This is a genomic window from Nitrospirillum guanabarense, assembly GCF_034653355.1.
Taxonomy (GTDB): Bacteria; Pseudomonadota; Alphaproteobacteria; order Azospirillales; family Azospirillaceae; genus Nitrospirillum.
In genome coordinates this window covers 2,036,385-2,057,334 of the sequence record NZ_JAYEER010000004.1, presented here as the reverse complement: position 1 = coordinate 2,057,334, position 20,950 = coordinate 2,036,385, and the positions used below count along the sequence as shown (strand labels likewise).

20 protein-coding genes are annotated in these 20,950 nt (G+C 69.3%); 11 read left to right on the top strand and 9 right to left on the bottom strand.

Annotated features, from left to right (window positions below; all coding sequences use genetic code 11):
• Window positions 1–25 precede the first annotated feature (25 nt).
• The 3 genes from UAA55_RS27540 (at window position 26) to UAA55_RS27530 (ending at window position 2,186) form a co-directional block, all read left to right on the top strand.
• Entirely contained in the window at window positions 26–943 is a 918-nt protein-coding gene (locus UAA55_RS27540) for an alpha/beta fold hydrolase (protein WP_322956819.1), read from the top strand.
• Between the two features lie 98 nt (window positions 944–1,041).
• The gene (locus tag UAA55_RS27535; protein WP_416235250.1) at window positions 1,042–1,476 is read left to right on the top strand and encodes a nucleoside deaminase; all 435 of its coding nucleotides are present in this window, start codon (window positions 1,042–1,044) and stop codon (window positions 1,474–1,476) included.
• 32 nt (window positions 1,477–1,508) lie between these two features.
• Entirely contained in the window at window positions 1,509–2,186 is a 678-nt protein-coding gene (locus UAA55_RS27530; protein ID WP_322956817.1) for a hypothetical protein, read from the top strand.
• Here the strand turns inward: UAA55_RS27530 and UAA55_RS27525 are convergent.
• Both UAA55_RS27525 and purD read right to left on the bottom strand, forming a co-directional pair.
• Complete coding sequence (locus tag UAA55_RS27525; protein WP_322956816.1) at window positions 2,183–3,106, bottom strand: tetratricopeptide repeat protein; 924 nt, start codon at window positions 3,104–3,106, stop codon at window positions 2,183–2,185. The two genes, UAA55_RS27530 and UAA55_RS27525, sit on opposite strands and share 4 nt — an antisense overlap.
• 49 nt (window positions 3,107–3,155) lie before the next feature.
• Window positions 3,156–4,469, bottom strand: coding sequence for a phosphoribosylamine--glycine ligase (gene purD, locus UAA55_RS27520; protein WP_322956814.1), 1,314 nt, complete (start codon window positions 4,467–4,469; stop codon window positions 3,156–3,158).
• Window positions 4,470–4,598: 129 nt separating this feature from the next.
• On the opposite strand from purD, the gene xseA reads away from it, so the two are divergent.
• Window positions 4,599–6,167: an exodeoxyribonuclease VII large subunit gene (gene xseA, locus UAA55_RS27515; RefSeq protein ID WP_322956813.1), complete on the top strand. Its 1,569-nt coding sequence runs from the start codon at window positions 4,599–4,601 to the stop codon at window positions 6,165–6,167.
• 26 nt (window positions 6,168–6,193) lie between these two features.
• On the opposite strand, the gene UAA55_RS27510 is transcribed toward xseA, so the two are convergent.
• The 5 genes from UAA55_RS27510 to UAA55_RS27490 form a co-directional block, all read right to left on the bottom strand.
• Complete coding sequence (locus UAA55_RS27510) at window positions 6,194–7,090, bottom strand: lysophospholipid acyltransferase family protein (RefSeq protein ID WP_322956811.1); 897 nt, start codon at window positions 7,088–7,090, stop codon at window positions 6,194–6,196.
• 211 nt (window positions 7,091–7,301) lie between these two features.
• Window positions 7,302–8,282: a tetraacyldisaccharide 4'-kinase gene (gene lpxK / locus UAA55_RS27505; RefSeq protein WP_322956809.1), complete on the bottom strand. Its 981-nt coding sequence runs from the start codon at window positions 8,280–8,282 to the stop codon at window positions 7,302–7,304.
• Complete coding sequence (locus UAA55_RS27500) at window positions 8,279–9,571, bottom strand: 3-deoxy-D-manno-octulosonic acid transferase (protein ID WP_322956808.1); 1,293 nt, start codon at window positions 9,569–9,571, stop codon at window positions 8,279–8,281. The genes lpxK and UAA55_RS27500 overlap by 4 nt, the downstream gene beginning before the upstream one ends.
• Window positions 9,572–9,679: 108 nt before the next feature.
• Complete coding sequence (locus tag UAA55_RS27495; protein ID WP_322956807.1) at window positions 9,680–10,738, bottom strand: glycosyltransferase family 4 protein; 1,059 nt, start codon at window positions 10,736–10,738, stop codon at window positions 9,680–9,682.
• Window positions 10,735–11,568 (bottom strand): UDP-2,3-diacylglucosamine diphosphatase, encoded by an 834-nt coding sequence (locus tag UAA55_RS27490; RefSeq protein WP_322956806.1) that lies wholly within the window; start codon window positions 11,566–11,568, stop codon window positions 10,735–10,737. The genes UAA55_RS27495 and UAA55_RS27490 overlap by 4 nt, the downstream gene beginning before the upstream one ends.
• Window positions 11,569–11,705: 137 nt before the next feature.
• On the opposite strand from UAA55_RS27490, the gene UAA55_RS27485 reads away from it, so the two are divergent.
• Window positions 11,706–12,707, top strand: a complete 1,002-nt coding sequence (locus UAA55_RS27485) for a diacylglycerol/lipid kinase family protein (protein ID WP_322956805.1) — start codon at window positions 11,706–11,708, stop codon at window positions 12,705–12,707.
• Between the two features lie 226 nt (window positions 12,708–12,933).
• Here UAA55_RS27485 and UAA55_RS27480 read toward each other — a convergent pair whose 3' ends face one another.
• Window positions 12,934–13,269, bottom strand: a complete 336-nt coding sequence (locus UAA55_RS27480) for a hypothetical protein (protein WP_088872042.1) — start codon at window positions 13,267–13,269, stop codon at window positions 12,934–12,936.
• A 303-nt stretch (window positions 13,270–13,572) separates the two neighbouring features.
• On the opposite strand from UAA55_RS27480, the gene UAA55_RS27475 reads away from it, so the two are divergent.
• The 6 genes from UAA55_RS27475 to UAA55_RS27450 all read left to right on the top strand — a co-directional run bounded on the left by UAA55_RS27475 (window position 13,573) and on the right by UAA55_RS27450 (window position 19,890).
• Entirely contained in the window at window positions 13,573–14,133 is a 561-nt protein-coding gene (locus tag UAA55_RS27475; protein ID WP_322956802.1) for a F0F1 ATP synthase subunit delta, read from the top strand.
• Window positions 14,133–15,662 (top strand): F0F1 ATP synthase subunit alpha, encoded by a 1,530-nt coding sequence (atpA, locus tag UAA55_RS27470; protein ID WP_322956800.1) that lies wholly within the window; start codon window positions 14,133–14,135, stop codon window positions 15,660–15,662. The genes UAA55_RS27475 and atpA overlap by 1 nt, the downstream gene beginning before the upstream one ends.
• Before the next feature lie 76 nt (window positions 15,663–15,738).
• Window positions 15,739–16,629: a F0F1 ATP synthase subunit gamma gene (locus tag UAA55_RS27465; protein WP_322956799.1), complete on the top strand. Its 891-nt coding sequence runs from the start codon at window positions 15,739–15,741 to the stop codon at window positions 16,627–16,629.
• 44 nt (window positions 16,630–16,673) lie between these two features.
• Complete coding sequence (atpD, locus tag UAA55_RS27460) at window positions 16,674–18,113, top strand: F0F1 ATP synthase subunit beta (RefSeq protein ID WP_145611252.1); 1,440 nt, start codon at window positions 16,674–16,676, stop codon at window positions 18,111–18,113.
• 78 nt (window positions 18,114–18,191) lie between these two features.
• Window positions 18,192–18,617, top strand: a complete 426-nt coding sequence (locus tag UAA55_RS27455) for a F0F1 ATP synthase subunit epsilon (protein WP_322956797.1) — start codon at window positions 18,192–18,194, stop codon at window positions 18,615–18,617.
• Window positions 18,618–19,029: 412 nt separating this feature from the next.
• The gene (locus tag UAA55_RS27450; protein ID WP_322956796.1) at window positions 19,030–19,890 is read left to right on the top strand and encodes a ferritin-like domain-containing protein; all 861 of its coding nucleotides are present in this window, start codon (window positions 19,030–19,032) and stop codon (window positions 19,888–19,890) included.
• A 208-nt stretch (window positions 19,891–20,098) separates the two neighbouring features.
• On the opposite strand, the gene UAA55_RS27445 is transcribed toward UAA55_RS27450, so the two are convergent.
• Window positions 20,099–20,575, bottom strand: coding sequence for an RNA pyrophosphohydrolase (locus UAA55_RS27445; RefSeq protein WP_322956794.1), 477 nt, complete (start codon window positions 20,573–20,575; stop codon window positions 20,099–20,101).
• Window positions 20,576–20,950 lie beyond the last annotated feature (375 nt).

Genomic DNA, 20,950 nt, shown 5'->3' with positions numbered 1-20,950 from the left:
TAATTAGGAAATGATCGTTGCCAAAATGGAGACCGAACTCGTGACCCCCTTCCATACCGACCGCTTCTGGCGACGCTTCCGCCACGGCCTCGCCACCGTGGACGGCGTGCGCCTGCACTATGTGGAGGGCGGCGACCAAGGGGCCCCACCGGTGCTGCTGATCCCCGGCTGGCCGCAAAGCTGGTACGCCTGGCGCCATGTCATGCCGCTGCTGGCCGACGCCGGGCGGCGGGTCGTCGCCGTGGATCCCCGTGGCTTCGGCGAATCGGATCGGCCGGCGGGTGGATATGACCTGGGCACGGCGGCGGCCGACATGCACGGCTTGGCCGATGTCCTGGGCCTTCTGAAGGCGGGTCCCCTCGATGTGGTGGGCCATGATGTCGGCGCCTGGATCGGCCATGCCTATGCCGCCGACTGGCAGGCCGACGCGCGCCGCCTGGCGCCGGTGGACGCGGCCTTGCCCGGCGTCACGCCCCCGCCACCGCCTGGCATACCGTCGGACGAGGCCAACGCCCGCACCTGGCACTTCGCCTTCAACCGCCTGGACGACCTGCCGGAACTGCTGATTCAGGGGCGGGAGCGCGCCTACCTCGCCCACCTGTTCAACGCCAAGACCCTGCGGCGCTGGGCCATCGGGCCGGCCGACCTGGACGAGTACGTGCGGGTGCTGTCCCTGCCGGGCGCCCTGCGCTCCACCTTCGCCTATTATCGCGAGGTTTTCCGGCCGGCAGAACTGGCGCGGGCGAAGGCGCGGGCGGCGATGGGGCTGGCGCTGCCCATTCTGGCCGTGGGGGCCCGGGCCGGCGTGGGCACCCTGCTGGCCGATACCTTGCGTGGCCATGCCGCCGACGTGCGCGCCCAGGTGCTGGACTGCGGCCATTATGTGCCGGAGGAGTCGCCCGACGAATTGGCGGCCGTGCTGGTCGATTTTCTCGCCGGATGACAGATGCGCCGCCCGCCCGCTTGACGCCGTGCGCGGCGCTGCCCCACGCTGGGGACATGCTGTCGTCCCCGCTTGAGACCGAGCCCGATCCGTCCCCCATGGAGCGCGCCTTCGCCGAGGCCGCGTCCGCCGCCGCGCGGGGGGAAGTGCCGGTGGGCGCCGTCATCGTCGACCCGGTCACCGGTGCCGTCTTGGCCGCCGCCTCCAACCGGACGGAGGAGTTGGCCGACCCCACGGCGCATGCCGAGGTGCTGGCCATCCGCGCCGCCTGCGCCGCCGTGGGCCAGCCGCGCCTGCCGGGCCTGGACCTCTATGTGACGCTGGAACCCTGCGCCCTGTGCGCCGCCGCCATCAGCTTCGCCCGGCTGCGGCGGGTCTATTTCGGGGCCTACGACCCCAAGGGCGGGGCCGTGGAGCACGGCCCCCGTTTCTTCGGCCAGGCCACCTGCCATCATGCGCCCGATACCTACGGCGGGCTGCAGGAGCGGCGGGCGGGCGCCTTGCTGCGGGATTTTTTCAAGGAACGACGCTGACGCCGCCGCCACAGCAAGGGGATGGGAACCGCATGCCGCTCTATCGGGACGACTACGGCGCCTTCTACTGGTCCTTGCGCGGCGATGTGACGGGCGAGGTGGTGCGCGACACGCCCTTCCACAAGGACGCCGGCATGCGGGTGCTGCGGGTCCGCCCGGGCCAGGAGGGGCGCATCCTGTGGACGGTGCGGGGCGCTTTCGCCCTGTTGGGGCTGGAGGCGCTGGCCATCCTGGCGCTGGCCGTCGGTCTGGTCATCGTCCCCGCCGGTTGGCAGACCGCTCTGGCGGTGAATGCTTTCCTTCCCACCACCATCCTGGCGGTTCTGGCCTTGTCCGTGCTGCTGCCGCTGTCGTGCGAGTGGACGACCGTGCGCCACCCTCTGCGCATCGTATACGGTCAGGCGCCCAGCCTGCTCCTGGCGCCGCTGCTACCCCTCCTGGGGCCGCTGTTTATCGTCCTGGCCACCGCCGCCATATTCTGGCGTCAGCCCGGGGTGTTCAGGGGCCTGCGGACCATCGTGCACGGCGCCGACCTGTGGGTCTGGGGCATCGTGGTGGCCGCCGTGCTGGGGCTGGCCGTGCTGGCCGGCTGGCTGATCCGCCAGTGCTGGGTGGGCTGGAAGGAGGCCCACCGCCGCCCGCCGCCGCGCGCCCTTGGCCTGAGGGTGGCGGCGTCGCGCGAGCAGCGGCGGGATCGGACCGGGTCTTAGGCTTCCGGCTTCCCTTCGGCGGCGGCTTCCTCAGCCTGGGCGGCTTCCCCACCCTTGGCTTCGGCGGCGGCCTTCTCGGCGCGGTAGGTGTCGAAGGCGATCTTCACCGACCGCGCCGCCTCGCTGTCCGGGTAGGCGGCGGCCCACTGGTCGGCGCGGTCGGCGGCGGCGTCGCCATTGCCCATCTGCGCCATCACGGTCAGGGCGCGGGCATAGAACTGCTGTGGCACCGGGTGGGCCGGTGTGGTCTGGATCAGCACCCAGATGATCTGGGCGGCCTCTTCGGCGCGGCCCATGGCGATCAGGGTGTCGGCCAGGGCCAGGCGGGCGTCGCCCTGGGACGGGTCCAGGGTGGCGCAGGCATGGAACTCGGCGGCGGCCGCGTCCAGCCGGCCGGTGTTGCGCAGGATCAGGCCCAGGTTGAAGCGGGTCTCGGCCCGGTTGGGGTCCAGCTCCAGCGTGCGGCGCCAGGCGTCCTCGGCCCCGGCCAGGTCGTTCTTCTGGCCCGAAGCCACGCCCAAGGCGTGCCAGGCCTCGGTGAACTGCGGGTTCAGCTCCACCGCGCGGCGGAAGCTTTCCAGCGCCTCATCCACCTTGCCCTGGGCCAGCAGGGCCATGCCCAGGTTCTGGTGGGGCGGCGGGTGGTTGGGATTCAGCGACCGCGCCTTCTTCAGCGCCGTCACCGCCTCCTCCAGCTTGCCCAGGCCCTGCAGCACCGCGCCCAGGTTGGACCAAGCGACGCGGATCTCCGGGACGGAGGCGTAGATGCGGATGATGGCGCGGTAGGCGTTCTCCGCCTCCTTCAGCCGGCCCTGGCGATGCAGGTCGGCGGCGACGCGCATGTCGTTGACGAAGGGCGCGCCGGCATTGGCGTCCTTGGAGATTTCCGCGATGCGGCGGCGGCGGTCCTGGCGATTCATGATTTTCCTGTTCCTGAAAACGGCTGGGGCCCCGTCCGGAGCGCCCGCCTCATCCCTGCTTCTGTTCCCGTTCGGCCTTTTCGCGTTCAAGGGCGCGCCAGCCGATGTCCCGGCGGCAGAACCCCTCCGGCCAGCGGATGCGGTCCACCGCCTGGTAGGCCAAGGCCTGCGCTTCGGCCACCGTCTTCCCGATGGCCGTGACACCCAGCACCCGGCCGCCGTTGGCCAGCACGCGGTCGCCATCAGCCTTCGTGCCGGCATGGAAGACGGTGACCCCGTCGACCTTGCCCGCATCCTCCAGCCCCCCGATGGCGGTGTTCTTCACATAATCACCCGGATAGCCCTCGGCCGCCATCACCACGCACAGGGCGGGCTCGTCGTGCCAGCGCACGTCCACATGGTCCAACTGCCCGTCGCAGGTGGCCAGCAGCAGCGGCACGATGTCCGACTTCAGACGGCGCATCAGCACCTGGCATTCCGGGTCGCCGAAGCGGGCGTTGAATTCGATAAGGCGCGGCTTGGGTCCTTCCGGGCTCGCAACGATCATCAGCCCGGCGAACAGCACGCCGGTGAAGGGCTTGCCCTCCGCCGCCATGCCCCGCACCGTGGGCTCCACGATCTCGCGCATCACCCGGTCCTGCAACTCGGGCGTCAGCACCGGGGCGGGGGAATAGGCCCCCATGCCGCCGGTATTGGGCCCCTGGTCGTTGTCGAACACCCGCTTGTGATCCTGCGCCCCCACCAGGGGCAGGGCGTGGGTGCCGTCGCACAGGGCAAAGAAGCTGGCCTCCTCGCCATCCATGAACTCCTCGACCACCACCTCGGCGCCGGCGCTGCCGAAGCGGCCGTGCAGCATGGCGTCGTCGATGGCGGCGTGCGCCTCCTCCAGGGTCATGGCGATGACGACACCCTTGCCGGCGGCCAGGCCGTCGGCCTTGACCACGATGGGCGCACCCTGCTCGGTGGCGTAGGCTTTGGCGGCGCTGGCGTCGGTGAAGCGACGGTAGGCGGCCGTGGGCACGCCGTACTTGGCGCAGATGTCCTTCATGAAGCCCTTGGAGCCTTCCAGGGCGGCGGCGGCCTGGCTGGGGCCGAAGGCCTTGATGCCGGCGGCCGTCAGGCGGTCGACCAAGCCCAGCACCAACGGCTGCTCCGGCCCCACCACCACCAGGTCCACCGCGTTGGCCGTCGCGAAGGCGACCAGGCCGTCGATATCGTCGGCCTTGATGTCCACGCATTGGGCCACGTCGCGGATGCCGGCGTTGCCGGGCGCGCACCACAGCGTGCCGCACAGGGGGGAGGCGGAGATGGCCCAGCACAGCGCATGCTCCCGCCCGCCGGATCCGACCACCAGGATCTTCATCGCCTCTACTCCCGATCACGATTCCATCTGTTGAGCGGGTGCTTGTATCATGCCCGCGCCATGACTTAAGACTTCCCCGACTCATCATCACCCCAGGGTTCCGATCTCGGCTATGCCGGTGCCGCGCCGGTGGCCGGCGGCAACCTGCCGGAACTCAGCGTTTCCGATCTGTCGCGCGCCCTGAAGCGCACGGTGGAGGAGACGTTCGGCTATGTCCGCGTGCGCGGCGAGGTCAGCCAGCCCAAGCGCGTTTCCTCAGGCCACCTCTACCTGCGCCTGAAGGACGACCAGGCGGTGATCGAGGCCGTGTGCTGGAAGGGCACGGTCATGCGCCTGGCCGTGAAGCCGGAAGACGGAATGGAGGTGGTCTGCACCGGCCGCCTGACGACATACCCCGGCCGCTCGCAGTACCAGCTGATCATCGAGACGATGGAGCTGGCGGGCGAGGGCGCGCTGCTCAAGATGCTGGAGGAGCGCAAGCGCCGGCTGGCGGCCGAGGGCCTGTTCGATGCCCAGCGCAAGCGGCCGCTGCCCTTCCTGCCCCGCGTCATCGGCGTGGTGACCTCCCCCACCGGCGCCGTCATTCGCGACATCCTGCACCGCCTGGCCGACCGCTTCCCCCGCCACGTGTTGCTGTGGCCGGTGGCGGTGCAGGGCGAGCAGGCAGCGGCCCAGGTGGCCCGCGCCATCCAGGGCTTCAACGCCATCGCCCCCGGCGGCCCCGTGCCCCGGCCCGACCTGCTGATCGTGGCGCGCGGCGGCGGCAGCCTGGAAGACCTCATGCCCTTCAATGAAGAGATCGTGGTGCGGGCGGCGGCGGCCAGCCAGATCCCGCTGATCTCTGCCGTGGGGCATGAGACCGATACGACGCTGATCGACTTCGCTTCCGACCGCCGGGCGCCCACGCCCACGGCCGCCGCCGAGATGGCAGTACCGGTGCGGGCGGAGCTGATGGCCGAGGTCATGGAATGCGGCCGCCGGCTGGAGGGGACCGCCAACCGCCTGCTGGCCGAGCGCCGCAACCGCGTGGAAGGGCTGGCGCGCGGCCTGGGCGATCCCCGCGCCCTGCTGGAGGGCTGCGCCCAGCGCCTGGACGACCGGGGGGAGCGCCTGGCCCTGTCCATGACCGGCCTGATCCGCCGCCACCGGACGGAAGTGGCCAAGCTGGGGGCCGGCCTGCGCCATCCGGCCCAGGTGCTGGGCCTGGCCTATGCCCGGCTGGACATCGCCCAGCGGGGGCTGTCCGGCGGCCTGACCCGCCTGCTGGCCGACCGTACCACCCGCGCCCAGACCCTGGCCCAGCGCCTGACGCCCCAGCCGCTGGTGCGCCGGGCGGAGGAGGGGGGCGCGCGCCTGGCCGACCTTGGCCGCCGCCTGGACGCCAGCTTCGGCCGCGCCGTGGCCGATGGCGCCCGCCGGCTGGAAGGCCAGGCCAAGCTGCTGGAGACGCTGTCCTACCGTGGCGTGCTGGCGCGCGGCTTCGCCCTGGTCACCACCGCCGACGGCCACCCCGTGACCAAGGTGGCGGATGCCCCTGCCGGCGGCCGCGTGCGGGTGGAGTTCATTGACGGCGCCGTGGGCGCCACCCTGGACGGGGAAGGGGCGCCTGTTCCGACGCCCGCTCCGCCCCGCGAGTCTGCCCCTACGCCCAAGCCGCGCGCGGCGGCCCGGCCCGACGGCCAGGGCAGCCTGTTTTAACGATAAGGCCCCATGCGCAGGCGAACTTATTTCGGCCAGCGGCGGTGGGTCCACAGCCATTGGCCGGGGTTTTCCAGCACCCATCGTTCCAGCAGCTGGTTCACCGCCACGGTGATGGCGCGGATGTCGGCCGGGCGGTCGCCCGTGGGCGCCGGCAGGTCCATGGGCGGAAAGACCTCGATGCGGAAGCGGGCGCCCTTGGGCTTGCGCGTCACGCGCATGGGCACGACGACGGCGCCGTGGCGCACCACCACATCGCCGGCGATGGTGCCGGTCATGGCGTCATGGCCCAGGAAGGGCACGGCGATGCCCTCGTTCAGCTTCTGGTCGGCCAGGATGCCCAGGATGCCGCCCGCCCGCATGGCCGCCAGGATGCCCTTGGCCGAGGCGCGGCCCTTGGGTACCAGGGTGGTGCCCAGCTCGCCCCGCGCCTCGGCCAGCAGCTTGTCGACCGAGGGGTTGTTGGGCGCGCGGTAGATGGCGGTCATGGTGGCGCCGCACTTGAACACGGTCATGGCCACCAGTTCCCAATTGCCGAAGTGGCCGGTCAGGATGACGCCCGGCTTGCCATCGGTCACCAGGCCGCGCACATGCTCCGCCCCGATCAGCTCCACCCGCTGTTCCCACTCGCGCGAGATGGTCTTCAGGTGCGGATATTCGGCCAGGGTGCGGCACAGGTTGTCCCAGGATTTGCGGGCCACGCGCCGGCGCCCCGCCGCATCCAGCTGGGGCATGGCCCGTTCCAGGTTGCGGAGCACCTTGGCGTTGCCGCCGATGCGCGGCCCCAGGGTGCGCCCCACCCAGCCGCCGAAGCCCGACGCCACGTCGGCCGGCAGCAGGCCCAGCAGGTTGAACAGGGCGCGGATGCCCGCCGCTTCGATGGAATAGCGCAGGGAGGAAGGCTGGGTACCGTGCTCGGCCATGGAAACTCCCGTGCCGGTCCCCATGGCGATGGGCCGGCCGTCCTGGGGGGATTGGGTGTCGACCCCTTATCCGGACCCCGGAAAGGTGACCTCCAAGGCGGACAAAAATGGGTGCCGCCGGGTCCCGACGCCGACGGCGGCTAAGCTATCGGGCGCTTTTTGCCAGGGGTCAAGCGCGCTCGCACGCGCCCGCCCTGGGAACCCGGTGTCTCTAGGACACCGTTTCCAGAACACGCTCCAGCGCGCCGGGGTCGTCGAAGGCCAGCGCCACGGGCAGGGCTTTTATGGCGGTTTGGTGCGCGGCGGGTAGTCGCACCCAGTCCTTCTCGGTCGTCAGGGGCACAGCACCCAGGGTGGCGGCGCGCTCCAGCAGGCGGGCGATCTCAGCCTCGGCATAGGGGTGATGGTCGGGGAAGGGCACCGCCTCGGCCACCGTCAGGCCCAGCTCCACGCAGGTGTCGAAGAACTTGCCCGGCCGGCCGATGCCGGCGAAGGCCAGGACGGGGCGGTCGGCCAGCCCGGCGGCCACGGTGGCGTCCGGCACCAGCCGCGCGGCCAGGATGGGCAGGGCCGGAGCCAGTTTGGCCACGCTCGCCTCCGCCCCCGTGCGGTCGGCACCCACGATCACCACGGCGTCCGCCCGGGCCAGACCGTCGCCCAGCACCTCGCGCAGGGGGCCGGCTGGGATGACGTGGCCGTTGCCGAAGCCCGCGCCGCCGTCCACGACCAGCAGGGACAGGTCCTTGGCCAGGGCCGGGTTCTGGAACCCGTCGTCCATGACCACGGCCTGGGCGCCACCGTCGCGGGCGGCCCGGGCGCCAGCCAGGCGGTCGGCGGAAATCCAGGCGGGGGCGGTGCGGGACAGCAGCAGCGGCTCATCCCCGACGTCGGCGGCCGCGTGGTGACCGGGGTCGACCCGCAAGGGGCCCTTCAGCTGGCCGCCATAGCCGCGCGACAGGTAATGGGCCTGCACGCCCCGGGCGCGCAGGTGACGCATCACCGTCTGCGACAGCGGCGTCTTGCCGGCGCCGCCCGCCACCAAATTGCCGACGCAGATGACGGGAATGCCGGCGCCCTGCGGCGTGGCCTTGGCCTGGCGCCGGCGGGCGCCGAGGGCGTAGAGGCAGGCCAGGGGGCTCAGCAGCGCCGCCGCCAGCCCTGGGGGGGCATACCAGAAGCCGGGGGCCTTCACCGGGCATCCCCGGTCAGGTGCAGGCCGGCCTCGGCCAGCAGGGGCGCCAGGGCCGCCATCACCCGGTCCACGGCATCGCGATTGTCGTCGGCCACGGCCCTGGCGGCGGCGGCCTGGGCGTCGCGCGCGGCCGGGTCGGTTAGCAGGAGGTGCACGGCCTCGGCGAGGCCATGCACGTCCGTCACCCGGCGGGCGCCGCCCGCGGCCTCCAGGGTCGCGGCGATCTCCGCGAAGTTATGCATGTGCGGGCCGTAGACGATGGCGGCCCCCAGCTGCGCCGGCTCGATGGGGTTGTGCCCGCCCACCGGCACGAAGGATCCACCGATGGCGGCCACGGGCGCCAGGCGGAAGAACAGCCCCAGCTCCCCCAGCGTGTCGGCCACGTGCAGGGCGTCGGTGGCGTCCGGCAGGGCCCCGGTGGCGCGGCGGCTGACGGTCAGGCCTCGGGCCTGGAAGGCGGCGGCGACCTCTGGCCCCCGCGCGGGATGGCGGGGCACCACCAGGGTGAACAGCCCCGGCATGCGGAGGGCCAGGCGCTGGTGCGCCTGGACGGCCAAGTCATCCTCGCCCGGGTGGGTGCTGGCGAAGACCCAGGTCGGCCGGTTGCCAACGGCGGCCTTGAACGCGGCCAGGGCCGGGGGCTCCGCCGGCAGCGGGCTGGTGGAGTATTTCAGGTTGCCGACGCAGCGCACGTCGGCTAGGCCGAGATCGCGCAGGCGCCCGGCCTCCGTCGCCGTTTGCGCCAGCGCCAGGCGGAAGGTGGACAGCAGGCGATGGGCGGTGCGCGGCGCGCGGCGCCAGTTGCGGTGGCTGCCGGCCGACAGGCGTGCGTTCACCAGGGCGGCGGGTACCTGGGCCTTGCGCAGGGCGCGCAGCAGGTTGGGCCAGAATTCCGATTCGATCCACAGCGCCGCGTCGGGCCGCCAGTGGTCCATGAAACGGGCCACGGCCGCCGGCAGATCCACCGGCACGAACTGGTGGATGGCCCCCGGCGGTAGGCGCTTGGCCATGAGGGCGGCGGAGGTGACGGTGCCGGTGGTGACCAGCACGGTGGGCCGGGGCGACAGGGTCAGCAGCCGGTCGATCAGGGGCAACACGGCCATGGATTCGCCCACGCTGGCGGCATGCAACCAGATCAGCCGGCCTGGGGGACGGGGTAGGCCGGCATGGCCCAGGCGCTCGGGCAGACGGAGGGGGTCTTCCTTGCCGACCGCCAGCCGGCGGTCCAGCAGGCGGCGGACGGCGGGGCCGGCCAGGGCGGTCAGCCCGCGATAAAGCGCTTCCAGCATGCCCATCGTGTCAGGGGAATGGATAGGGCGGCGGGGCGGCCCGCCACGGTCGCCGCCACCCTAGCACCGGGTCCGCGCCATCTTCAATGAACGCGGGAACCCTCGCGATCAGCTGGCCTTCTTGGTCTCGTCCGCCTGCGGGGCCGGGACCGGGTCCAGGACCGGATGGCCGCGGAAAGGGCGCAGGTTGTTCAGGAACTGCGCGGCGGACGCGGACCAGGAGAAGGTCAGGGCGTGGCGCCGGCATTTGTCACCCGGTATCTCAAGCGCCGCCAGCGCGGCCTTGCGCAAATCCTCGTCCAGCACGGCCACGTCCGATCCCGCCAGCACGTCCAGCGGGCCCGGCACCGGATACGCCGCCACCGGCACGCCGGAGGCCAGCGCCTCCAGCAGCACCAGGCCGAAGGTGTCAGTGCGCGAGGGGAAGACGAAGACGTCGCCGGCCGCATAGTGCTTGGCCAGCTCCTCGCCATGCTTGGGGCCGACGAACTGCGCGGCCGGGTACTTGGCCTTCAGCTCGTCCAGCTGCGGGCCGCCACCCACCACCACCTTGGTGCCGGGCAGGTCCAGCGACAGGAAGGCCTCGATGTTCTTCTCCACCGCCACCCGGCCCACATACATGAAGATGGGGCGGGGAAAGGGCAGGAAGTCCTTCTCGCGCGGGCGGAACAGGTCGGTGTCGACACCGCGCGACCAGCGCTTGATGTTGCGGAAGCCCCGGTCCACCAGGTCGTTCTCGATGGACGGCGTCGCCACCATGACGGCGGAGGCCGGCGCGTGGAAGCGGCGCACCAGGGCGTAGCTGAGGCGCAGCGGGATGGGGAAGCGGTCGCGGACGTATTCCGGAAAACGCGTGTGATAGGCGGTGGTGAAGGGGATGCGCCGACGCAGGCAATAGCGCCGCGCGGCCAGGCCCAGGGGCCCTTCCGTCGCGATGTGGATGGCGTCGGGCGCGATCTCGTCGATCATGCGGCGCAGGCGGGCGCCGGGCTTCAGCGCCAGCCGGATTTCCGGGTACGTGGGCATGGGCACGGTGCGGAAGCGGTCCGGGGCGATGACCTCGACCTCATGGCCCAGCTGGCGCAATTCATCGCGCGTCGTGGTCAGGGTGCGGACCACGCCGTTCACCTGGGGATGCCAGGCGTCGGTGACGATCAGGATTTTCACGCTGCAGCCTTCTGCGTCGTCCCGCCCGGCTGCCCAGGCTGCCGCGCCGCCGCGCGCTTGCGCACTTCGTCCGCCCAATGAATGATCTCCAGCGTGCCGTCGGCGTGTTCGACCAATGCGGTGCACGATTCCACCCAGTCCCCGTCGTTGCAGTAGAGGACGCCACCCATGTCACGCATCTCGGCGTGGTGGATGTGGCCACAAATGATGCCGTCGACCTGGCGGCGCTTGGCCTCGTCCGCCAGCGCCTGTTCATAGTTGCCGATGAACTCCACCGCTTTCTTGGTGCGGTTCTTCAGGTAGGCGGAGAGCGACCAGTACTGGAAGCCGAGGTGCCGGCGGGCGGTGTTCAGCCAGGTGTTCAGGGTCAGCAGCACCGTGTAGGCGCTGTCCCCGACATAGGCCAGCCACTTGGCGTACTTCACCACCGCGTCGAACAGGTCGCCGTGCAGCACCAGGAAGCGGCGGCCGTCGGCGGTGGTGTGGACCGCGTCCTCCAGGATGGTGACGCCGCCGAACTGCAGGCCGATGAAGTCGCGGAAGACTTCGTCATGGTTGCCGGGGATCAGGAAGACCTTGGTGCCCTTGCGCACCCGGCGCAGCACCTTCTGCACCACGTCGTTGTGAGCCTGGGGCCAGTACCAGCCCTTCTTCAGGCGCCATCCGTCAACGATGTCGCCGACCAGGTACAGGTACTCCAATTCGGTGTGCTTCAGGAAATCCAGCAGCATGTCGGCCTGGCAGCCGCGGGTTCCCAGATGCAGATCCGAGAGCCAAATGCTGCGGTACCGCCGCGGGGCCTCGTGTTCCGTCTCCATGTCCGTCTCCATGCTACGCCCCCGAGATGACCCACGCAGACAATCAATAGTAATGTTGACAGGGCTATACCGCAGCATGTAGGGCAAGACAAATGGTGATGAAGGAGAGTTCAAGGACTTCATCATATATTCACGGGGCATTCATAAATATGTCTTCCGCCCTTCACTTGGCTGTCACGGAACCTCTGGCCGTGGCCGCGCGCCGTCTACTGGTTATTCACAATCCCGTGGCGGGCCGCCGCCGGCGGGGCTTCATGGGCCGCGTCGTCGACGCGCTGCGCCAGGGCGGCGCCGACGTGGCGGTGGTGGAAACCACCGGCCCGCGCGACGCCGAACGCCTGGCCGGCCTGGCCGCCGCCGGCGCGCTGACGGACGGGCGCATCCCGGACGCCGTCGTGGCCTCGGGCGGTGACGGCACCATCAACGAGGTGGTGAACGGCCTGCTGGCGGCGCCCACCTCGGCGCCCCCCGCCCTGGGCTTGATCCCCCTGGGCACGGCCAACGTGCTGGCGGCGGAACTGGACCTGCCGTCCGGGGCGGCGGATCTGGCCCGCACCCTGGCGGGTGCCGCGCCCCGCACCATCCACGCCGGCCGCGCCAACGGTCGGCTGTTCACCATGATGGCCGGCGTGGGCCTGGACGCCCATGTGGTGGAGGGGGTGGACCCGGCGGTGAAGCGCCGCTTGGGCAAGGGCGCCTATGTGCTGGAAAGCTTGGCGCAGATCGCCCGCTGGCCCAACCCGCGCTATCGCGTGACCGTGGAGGACGCGGCCGGCCGCGTCCGCGTGCACGAGGTCGCGTCCTGCATCGTGGCCAAGGGGCATTTCTATGGCGGGCGCTTCGTCTGCGCGCCCGATGCCCGGCTGGACGAGGGCGGCTTCCAGGTTTGCCTGTTCGAGGATGGCGGCCGCCTGGCGGCGCTGGGTTATGGCGCGGCCCTGGTCACCGGGCGCCTAGGCCGCCGGGGTGGGACGAAGGGGGGATTGGGGTACCGCGTGGTCCCGGCGGCGCGGGTTCGGATCGAGGGGCCGGTGGGCGACCCGGTGCAGGGGGATGGCGACACCATCGCCCGCCTGCCGGTGGATATGGAAACGGCGGCGCCTTTCCATGTGCTGGCGCCGCCGCTCCGCCCCGTGTCCCGTCTGCCCTGAAGGGGGCGCTGGTCTGCCCCCTGGCGTCAAATCAGGCAACGCTACTGAAGCCGGTGTTCAGGCAATTCTGGTTCCAGGCAACGCTAGGCCACTCGACTGGTACGCGACTCCAAGACAACGCTCAGGCTCTTCTAATATCCCAGGCCACCTAAAATCGGGTTCCAACCAGGCAACTCAGGCATCGATGGGGCGTGCAGCCCCTCGTTCTTTAGTATAGCGGCGGGCCTCAGCGACCGGCCTGGGCGCCGGCCTCGGCCGTGGCGCGCGGCACGCGGCCCCGCCACACGGACAGGCATTCCTCGGCGCTCTCGCCGGTGCCGATGCAATACCAGCCGCGGCGGTCGTTGAAGTACAGGCGATAGGTGCCGCGGCGGTCGCGCTCGAACCGGAAGACCGGGCGGTCCAGGTTGGGGAAGCGCACGATCAGCTGATCATGGTCCGGCGCGGTATGGCGGCTGACCGTTTCCCACAGGCCCCGCTCCAGCTTGGGCTGGGCGACGCTGTTCCACTCGGTCAGATCGAAGGGGGTGAAGCGGGCAGAGGAGAAGGGGACGACAGTCATGACTCACCAGCACTCTGCCACCCTGGATCTTGGGGGCCCGGAAGGTTCCGGGCTTTTTTCGTCGGGGCGCCGGGTGGCTTTGGCGCGTTGAGGGGACTATGCGGCCCCAACTGTTAATGGCGCCTTAAAGCGGGCTGCTCACCCGTGGGATAGTATGCTTTGGATGGAGTGACGGAGTTGCGCCCTGCGGCGCCCTGTGTTATGTGCACGACGCCCGACGCCGGGGTGGTTTTCGCCCGGTTCGGACCCACATTGCTAAGGCCCTGAAATCCTTCAGGTCTGCGGATTAACCGAGGTTTCCAGGTGGCATCCCAAGGGACAGTCGTATCCGGACTGGCGGCCCGCTACGCGGCGGCGCTGTTCGACCTTGCCGACGAGCAGAAGGCGCTGGACCAAACCGCGCAGGACCTGACGTCGCTCAAGCAAATTCTCGCCGAAAGCGCAGATCTGCGTCGCGTTGTGCGCAGCCCCGTCCTGTCGCGTGCCGAGCAGGCCCGCGCCATGGAGGCGGTGCTGTCACAGGCGGGCGCGTCCGAGCTTGTGCGCAAGTTTATTGGTCTGGTCGCCCAGAACCGCCGGCTTTTCGCCCTCGACGGCATGATCGTCGCCTTCCTCGCCGAGTTGGCCCAGCGCCGCGGTGAGGAGACGGCCACCGTCATCTCGGCCCGCCCGCTGACGGAGGAGCAGCTGTCCGCCGTGACCGACGCGCTCAAGAAGGCCCTGGGCTCCAAAGTCTCCGTCGCCGCCAGCGTCGACCCGACGCTGCTGGGCGGCATGATCGTTAAGGTCGGATCGCGCATGATCGACAGTTCCGTGCGCACCAAACTGACCAAGCTGAAAATCGCCATGAAAGGGGTGGGCTGATGGAAATCCGCGCCGCAGAGATTTCCGCGATCCTGAAACAGCAGATCGCGAATTTCGGCACCGAGGCCGATGTTGCTGAAGTGGGCCAGGTGCTCTCGGTCGGCGACGGTGTTGCCCGCATCCATGGCCTGGACAAGGTCCAGGCCGGTGAGATGGTCGAGTTCCCGGGCGGGATTCAGGGCCTGGCCCTGAACCTGGAAGCCGACAACGTCGGCGCCGTGATCTTCGGCGACGACCGCGCCATCAAGGAAGGCGACACGGTGAAGCGCACGGGCGCCATCGTCGAGGTGCCGGTGGGCCGCGGCCTGCTGGGCCGCGTCGTGGACGGCCTGGGCAACCCCATCGACGGCAAGGGCCCGCTGGTCGACGTCGTGCGCAAGCGCGTCGAGGTGAAGGCCCCCGGCATCATCCCGCGCAAGTCGGTGCACGAGCCGATGCAGACCGGCCTGAAGGCCGTGGACGCCCTGGTGCCCGTCGGCCGTGGCCAGCGTGAGCTGATCATCGGCGACCGCCAGACCGGCAAGACCGCCGTCGCCATCGACGCCTTCATCAACCAGAAGGGCATCAACGCCGGCGGCGACGAATCCAAGAAGCTCTACTGCATCTACGTGGCCGTCGGCCAGAAGCGCTCCACGGTCGCCCAGATCGTGAAGACGCTGGAGGAAGCCGGCGCGATGGAATACTCCATCGTCGTGGCCGCCACCGCGTCCGAGCCGGCGCCGCTGCAGTACCTGGCGCCCTACACCGGCTGCGCCATGGGCGAGTTCTTCCGCGACAACGGCATGCACGCCCTGATCGTGTACGACGACCTGTCCAAGCAGGCCGTCGCCTACCGTCAGATGTCCCTGCTGCTGCGCCGTCCGCCGGGCCGCGAAGCCTACCCCGGCGACGTGTTCTACCTGCACAGCCGCTTGCTGGAACGCGCCTGCAAGATGGCCGACGGCTACGGCGCCGGCTCGCTGACGGCCCTGCCCATCATCGAAACCCAGGCGGGTGACGTGTCGGCCTACATCCCGACGAACGTCATCTCCATCACCGACGGCCAGATCTTCCTGGAAACCGGCCTGTTCTACCGCGGCATCCGCCCGGCCATCAACGTCGGCCTGTCGGTCAGCCGTGTCGGTTCCGCCGCCCAGATCAAGGCGATGAAGCAGGTCGCCGGCACCATTAAGCTGGAACTGGCCCAGTACCGCGAGATGGCCGCCTTCGCCCAGTTCGCCTCGGACCTGGACGCCGCCACCCAGCGACTGCTGAACCGTGGCGCCCGCCTGACCGAGCTGCTGAAGCAGCCGCAGTACAGCCCGCTGCCGGTGGAAGAGCAGGTGGTTTCCATCTTCGCCGGTGTGAAGGGCTTCCTGGACAAGGTGAAGGTCGAGGACGTGAACCGCTTCGAGGCGCGCTTCCTGGACGAGATCCGCAGCAAGGGCCAGGACATCCTGACCGCGATCCGCACCGACAAGCAGATCAGCAAGGACACCGAGGAAAAGCTGAAGGCCTTCCTGGAGAGCTTCTCCAAGATCTTCGCCTGACCCCGTCAAACGGTGGGGCGGTCCTCTTGGGAGGATCGCCCGCCAGTCCAGTTCTCTCAGGAAGTGAAGGCACGGCATGCCCAGCCTTAAGGACCTCAAGATCCGGATCGACAGCGTCAAGTCGACGCAGAAGATCACCTCGGCCCTGAAGATGGTCGCGGCCAGCAAGCTGCGCCGCGCCCAGGAACAGGCCGAAGCCGGGCGTCCCTACGCCGAGCGCATGGGCCGCATGCTCTCCTCCCTCGCCGCCAACGTGCCGGCGGGTGCGCAGGGCCCGAAGCTGATGGCCGGCACCGGCTCTGACAAGACGCAGCTGCTGATCGTCCTGACCGGCGACCGCGGCCTGTGCGGCGGCTTCAACGCCACCATCGTCCGCGAGGCCAGGCGCCAGGTCACCCGCCTGCAGGGCGAGGGCAAGACCGTGAAGCTGCTGACCGTGGGCCGCAAGGGTCGCGACCTGCTGCGCCGCGAGTTCGGTTCGCTGATCGTCCACAGCTACGAGAACCTGGGCGGCAAGCGCCTGGGCTTCGCGGACGCCGCCCAGGTGGCGGACAAGGTGCTGGAGCTGTTCGACGCCGGTGAATTCGACGTCGCCTCCATCATCTTCAACAAGTTCAAGTCGGCGATGACACAGATCGTCACCGTTCAGCAGATCGTCCCGTTCGCCGTGGCGGCCACGACGGAGGAGGCCACGGCCTCCACCGAGCCCAAGGCCATCTACGAGTTCGAGCCGTCTGAGGAGGGCATCCTCAACGACCTGCTGCCGCGCAACCTTTCCATCCAGGTCTACACCGCCCTGTTGGAAAGCTCGGCCTCGTTCTTCGGCGCGCAGATGACCGCCATGGACAACGCCACGCGCAACGCCGGCGACACGATCAAGAAGCTGACGCTTAACTACAACCGCACGCGCCAGGCCTTCATCACCAAGGAGCTGATCGAGATCATCTCCGGTGCTGAAGCGGTCTGACGGCGCCACGACAACATTCGCAAGGGTCCGAGGGAGCTTACCCCATGGCTACGACTAACCAGGCGACCAACGCCGTCGGCCGTATCACGCAGGTGCTGGGCGCCGTGGTGGACGTGCAGTTCGACGCCGAACTGCCCGCCATTCTGAACGCCCTGCACACGCAGAACGAGGGCAAGACCCTTGTGCTCGAAGTCGCCCAGCATCTGGGTGAGAACACCGTCCGCTGCATCGCCATGGACAGCACGGACGGCCTGGTGCGCGGCGGCGCCGTCGCCGACACCGGCGGCCCCATCAACATGCCGGTCGGCCCCGCCACCCTGGGCCGCATCCTGAACGTCATCGGCGAGCCGATCGACGAGCGCGGTGCCGTCGCCTCCGAGAAGACCTACCCCATCCATCGCTCCGCCCCCGAGTTCGCCGAGCAGGCGACCGACGCGCAGATCCTGGTCACGGGCATCAAGGTCATCGACTTGCTGGCCCCGTACCTGAAGGGCGGCAAGATCGGCCTGTTCGGCGGCGCCGGCGTGGGCAAGACCGTCACCATCATGGAACTGATCAACAACGTCGCCAAGGCGCACGGTGGTGTGTCGGTCTTCGCCGGCGTGGGTGAGCGTACCCGCGAGGGTAACGACCTGTACCATGAGATGATCGAGTCGGGCGTCATCAAGCTCGACGGCCCGGGCTCCAAGGTCGCCCTGGTGTACGGCCAGATGAACGAGCCGCCGGGGGCCCGCGCCCGCGTCGCCCTGTCCGGCCTGACCATCGCGGAATACTTCCGCGACGAGGAAGGCCAGGACGTGCTGCTGTTCATCGACAACATCTTCCGCTTCACCCAGGCGGGTGCCGAGGTGTCGGCGCTGCTGGGCCGCATCCCGTCGGCGGTGGGTTACCAGCCCACGCTGGCCACCGACATGGGCGCCCTGCAGGAACGCATCACCTCCACCAAGAAGGGCTCGATCACCTCGGTGCAGGCCGTGTACGTGCCCGCCGACGATCTGACCGACCCGGCCCCCGCCACCTCGTTCGCCCACCTGGACGCCACGACGGTGCTGAGCCGCGCCATCGCCGAGCAGGCCATCTTCCCCGCCGTGGACCCGCTGGACAGCACCTCCCGTGCGCTGGATCCGCGCGTGGTGGGCGAAGAGCACTACCAGACGGCCCGCTCGGTGCAGAAGGTGCTGCAGACCTACAAGTCGCTGCAGGACATCATCGCCATCCTGGGCATGGACGAACTGTCGGAAGAGGACAAGCTGACCGTCGCCCGCGCCCGCAAGATCCAGCGCTTCCTGTCCCAGCCCTTCCATGTGGCCGAAGTGTTCACCGGCACGCCGGGCGTGCTGGTCAGCCTGGAAGACACCATCCGCGCGTTCAAGGGCATCGTGGCCGGCCAGTACGACCACCTGCCGGAAGCGGCCTTCTACATGGTCGGCACCATCGAGGAAGCCGTCGAGAAGGCCCGCAAGATGGCCGCCGAGGCCGCCTGATCGCCTGAGTAGTACCGGGACGGAAAGGGGGAATCCCTTTCCGTCCCTTATCGTAAGAAGCTGAACGGAAGCCCCATCATGGCCGATAAGGTTGAATTCGAGCTGGTGTCGCCGGAGAAGCTGCTGGTTTCCCAGCCGGTCGACATGGTGGTCGTCCCGGGCACTGAAGGCTACCTGGGCGCCCTGCCGGGCCACGCCCCCCTGATCACCACGCTGAAGCCGGGCGTCATCGACATCTACCTTGATGGCATCACCACCATCAGCAACCGCATCTTCGTCGCCGGCGGTTTCGCCGAGGTGACCGAGACGCGCTGCACCGTGTTGGCGGAAGAGGCGATCGAGGTCGCCGCCCTGGACCGTACCGCCGTCGAGCAGCAAGTGAAGGATCTGGCCGAGGACGTGGCCGACGCCGCCAACGACGTCGAGAAGCGCGCCGCGGAAACCAAGCTGCTGGTCGCCCAGGCCAAGCTGGAAGCCCTCGGCGCCGGTTCGGCCGGCCATTAAGGGTTGGCTCGGGGTAGTTGAGAGCAAATCGCAAAAAGTCCGAAGGGGGCTAGGACATCGTGCCTAGCCCCCTTCGACCTTAGGCAGGCCCCCCAGGGCATAAGCCCAGCCCCTTGATTTAGCACAATAGTTCCCACCCCTGCCGGGTGGGCATTTTGCCGACCGGCGGCATCGTGCTAGCTTGGCGCCGTGCCAAGCATGGCGGGTGTTACGGATTTGTGGCATACCGGCCGGTGGGGCATCACGGAAAGCCCGCCGGCTTTTTCGTTTTCAGGCGGGCCTTTTCGAAACGAGTGGGGTTCGATCGTCGCAGTGGGGGCACGGCGGCGGTATCGGGCCTGTATCATGGTCATCGGATGCCGGCACCCGGAAGCGAAGGCGCCGGCCCTGGGGCACGAAGAACGGAACGCGCATGGCAGACGTCAACGGCACGGAATCTCAGGCTACGGACTCCCGCAACGGTCACTGGACGGTTGCCGGCCTGCCCTGGGACAAGCTGGACCGGTCCAAGGTCAACCCCGATATCCTGAAGCTCATCAAGGCCGCCGCCCTGGTGGAGTACAACGGCGACAGCTACGCCGACTACCTGTGCAACGTCTTCGCCGACAACGCCGAGTTCTGCCGCACGGCCCGCCAGTGGGCGGTTGAGGAAGTGCAGCATGGCGAGGCCCTGGGCACCTGGGCCGAACGCGTGGACCCCGACTGGAGCTTCCAGGCGGCGGTGACGCGCTTCCGCGAAGGCTACAAGATCGACATCGACGTCAGCCAGTCGGTGCGCGGTTCCCGCGCCGGTGAACTGGTGGCGCGCTGCATCGTCGAGACCGGCACCAGCAGTTACTACACCGCCTTGGCCGAGGCCACGGACGAGCCCGTGCTGAAGCAGATCTGCCGCCACATCGCGGCCGACGAATTCCGGCACTACAAGCTGTTCTACGATTACCTGGGCGATTACCTGACCCAGGAGCGCCTGGGCAAGTTCGGCCGCCTGCGCATTTCCCTCTCGCGCATCAACGAGACGGAGGATGATGAGTTGTCCTTCGCCTATCACGCCGCCAACGCCGACGAGGGCGCGCCCTATCACCGCGAGACGGCCTTCGCCAATTACGTGCGCCGGGCCTACAGCTATTACCGCCCGCACCACCTGGACCGCATGGTCGCCATGGTGTTCAAGGCCAGTGGTCTGAAGCCCCAGGGCTGGCTGCACGACGTCGCCTCGCGCTACGCCTACAAGCGCATGATGAAGAAGGCCGGGGTGCCCTCGCTGGCCGCTTGACGCCTCTTTCGCGCTGAAAACAAAAACGCCGCCCCGCGTGACCTGGGCGGCGTTTTGCTTTGGAAGTTTCAAGCCAACGGCATGAGCCTTTGGTTCATGGCGTTGTAGGCCGCGACTGAAGCCGCCGGACCTTTTCGGGGAGCGTCAGCGGACTGAAAAGGGAGGAAGCCCAGCGGGCGAATGCCCGCGCCCGGCGCCTGAGGGCAAATCAAATCAAATGCCGGAAGGCGGCGACCACCTGCGTGTAGATCTCGCGCTTGAAGGGAACGATCAGGTCCACCGTCCGCTCCAGCGGCACCCATTGCCAGGCGTCGAACTCGGGATGCTCGGTGTCCAGGTTGATGTCACCATCCTGGCCGGTGTAACGACAGGCCAGCCACTTCTGCTTCTGGCCGCGGTACTTGCCCTTCCACGCGACGCCCACCAGCTCTGGCGGCAGGTCGTAGCGCAGCCACTCGGCCGTTTCCTCCAGCACGGTGGCCTTGTCGGTGCCGATCTCCTCCATCAGCTCGCGCAGGCCGGCTTCCGCCGCCGTCTCGCCCTTGTCGATGCCGCCCTGGGGCATCTGCCAGGCGCCGGGGGTGTCGCGCCGCTGGCCGACGAAGACCAGGCCCTGGGCGTTCAGCAGGCAGATGCCGACGCAGGGACGGTAGGGCAGGGTGCTGGGATCGACAGGCTTGGCCATAGGGCGGCTCTTCATCAGGGGAACTTGGCTGCAGACTAATCGGTGGGGCGGTTCCAAGCCACAGTCGCCCCCGAGTCGCGGCCGCAAAAAACGCAAGCTCCACGGCGGCGGCGCCGCACCCGCACGGCTGGATGGCGCGAACGTAAGGAACGAACCCAAACGCGGGCCGCCGGGAACGAGTCTGCGCGATTGCTGCGGTGCTTCCGACAGGAAATATGTCAGTATATATGACCTATTTTCGGCCGCCTGCATCCCTGCTTAGATGCGAGGGTAAGCCGAGGGAACATCGGCGCCGGACCTCGCGGACCCCCAGGCCGCCGGGCACCGTACCCTGGAAGGCCGCCACCCGACCGCATCGGGCCGCGCTCCGGGGCC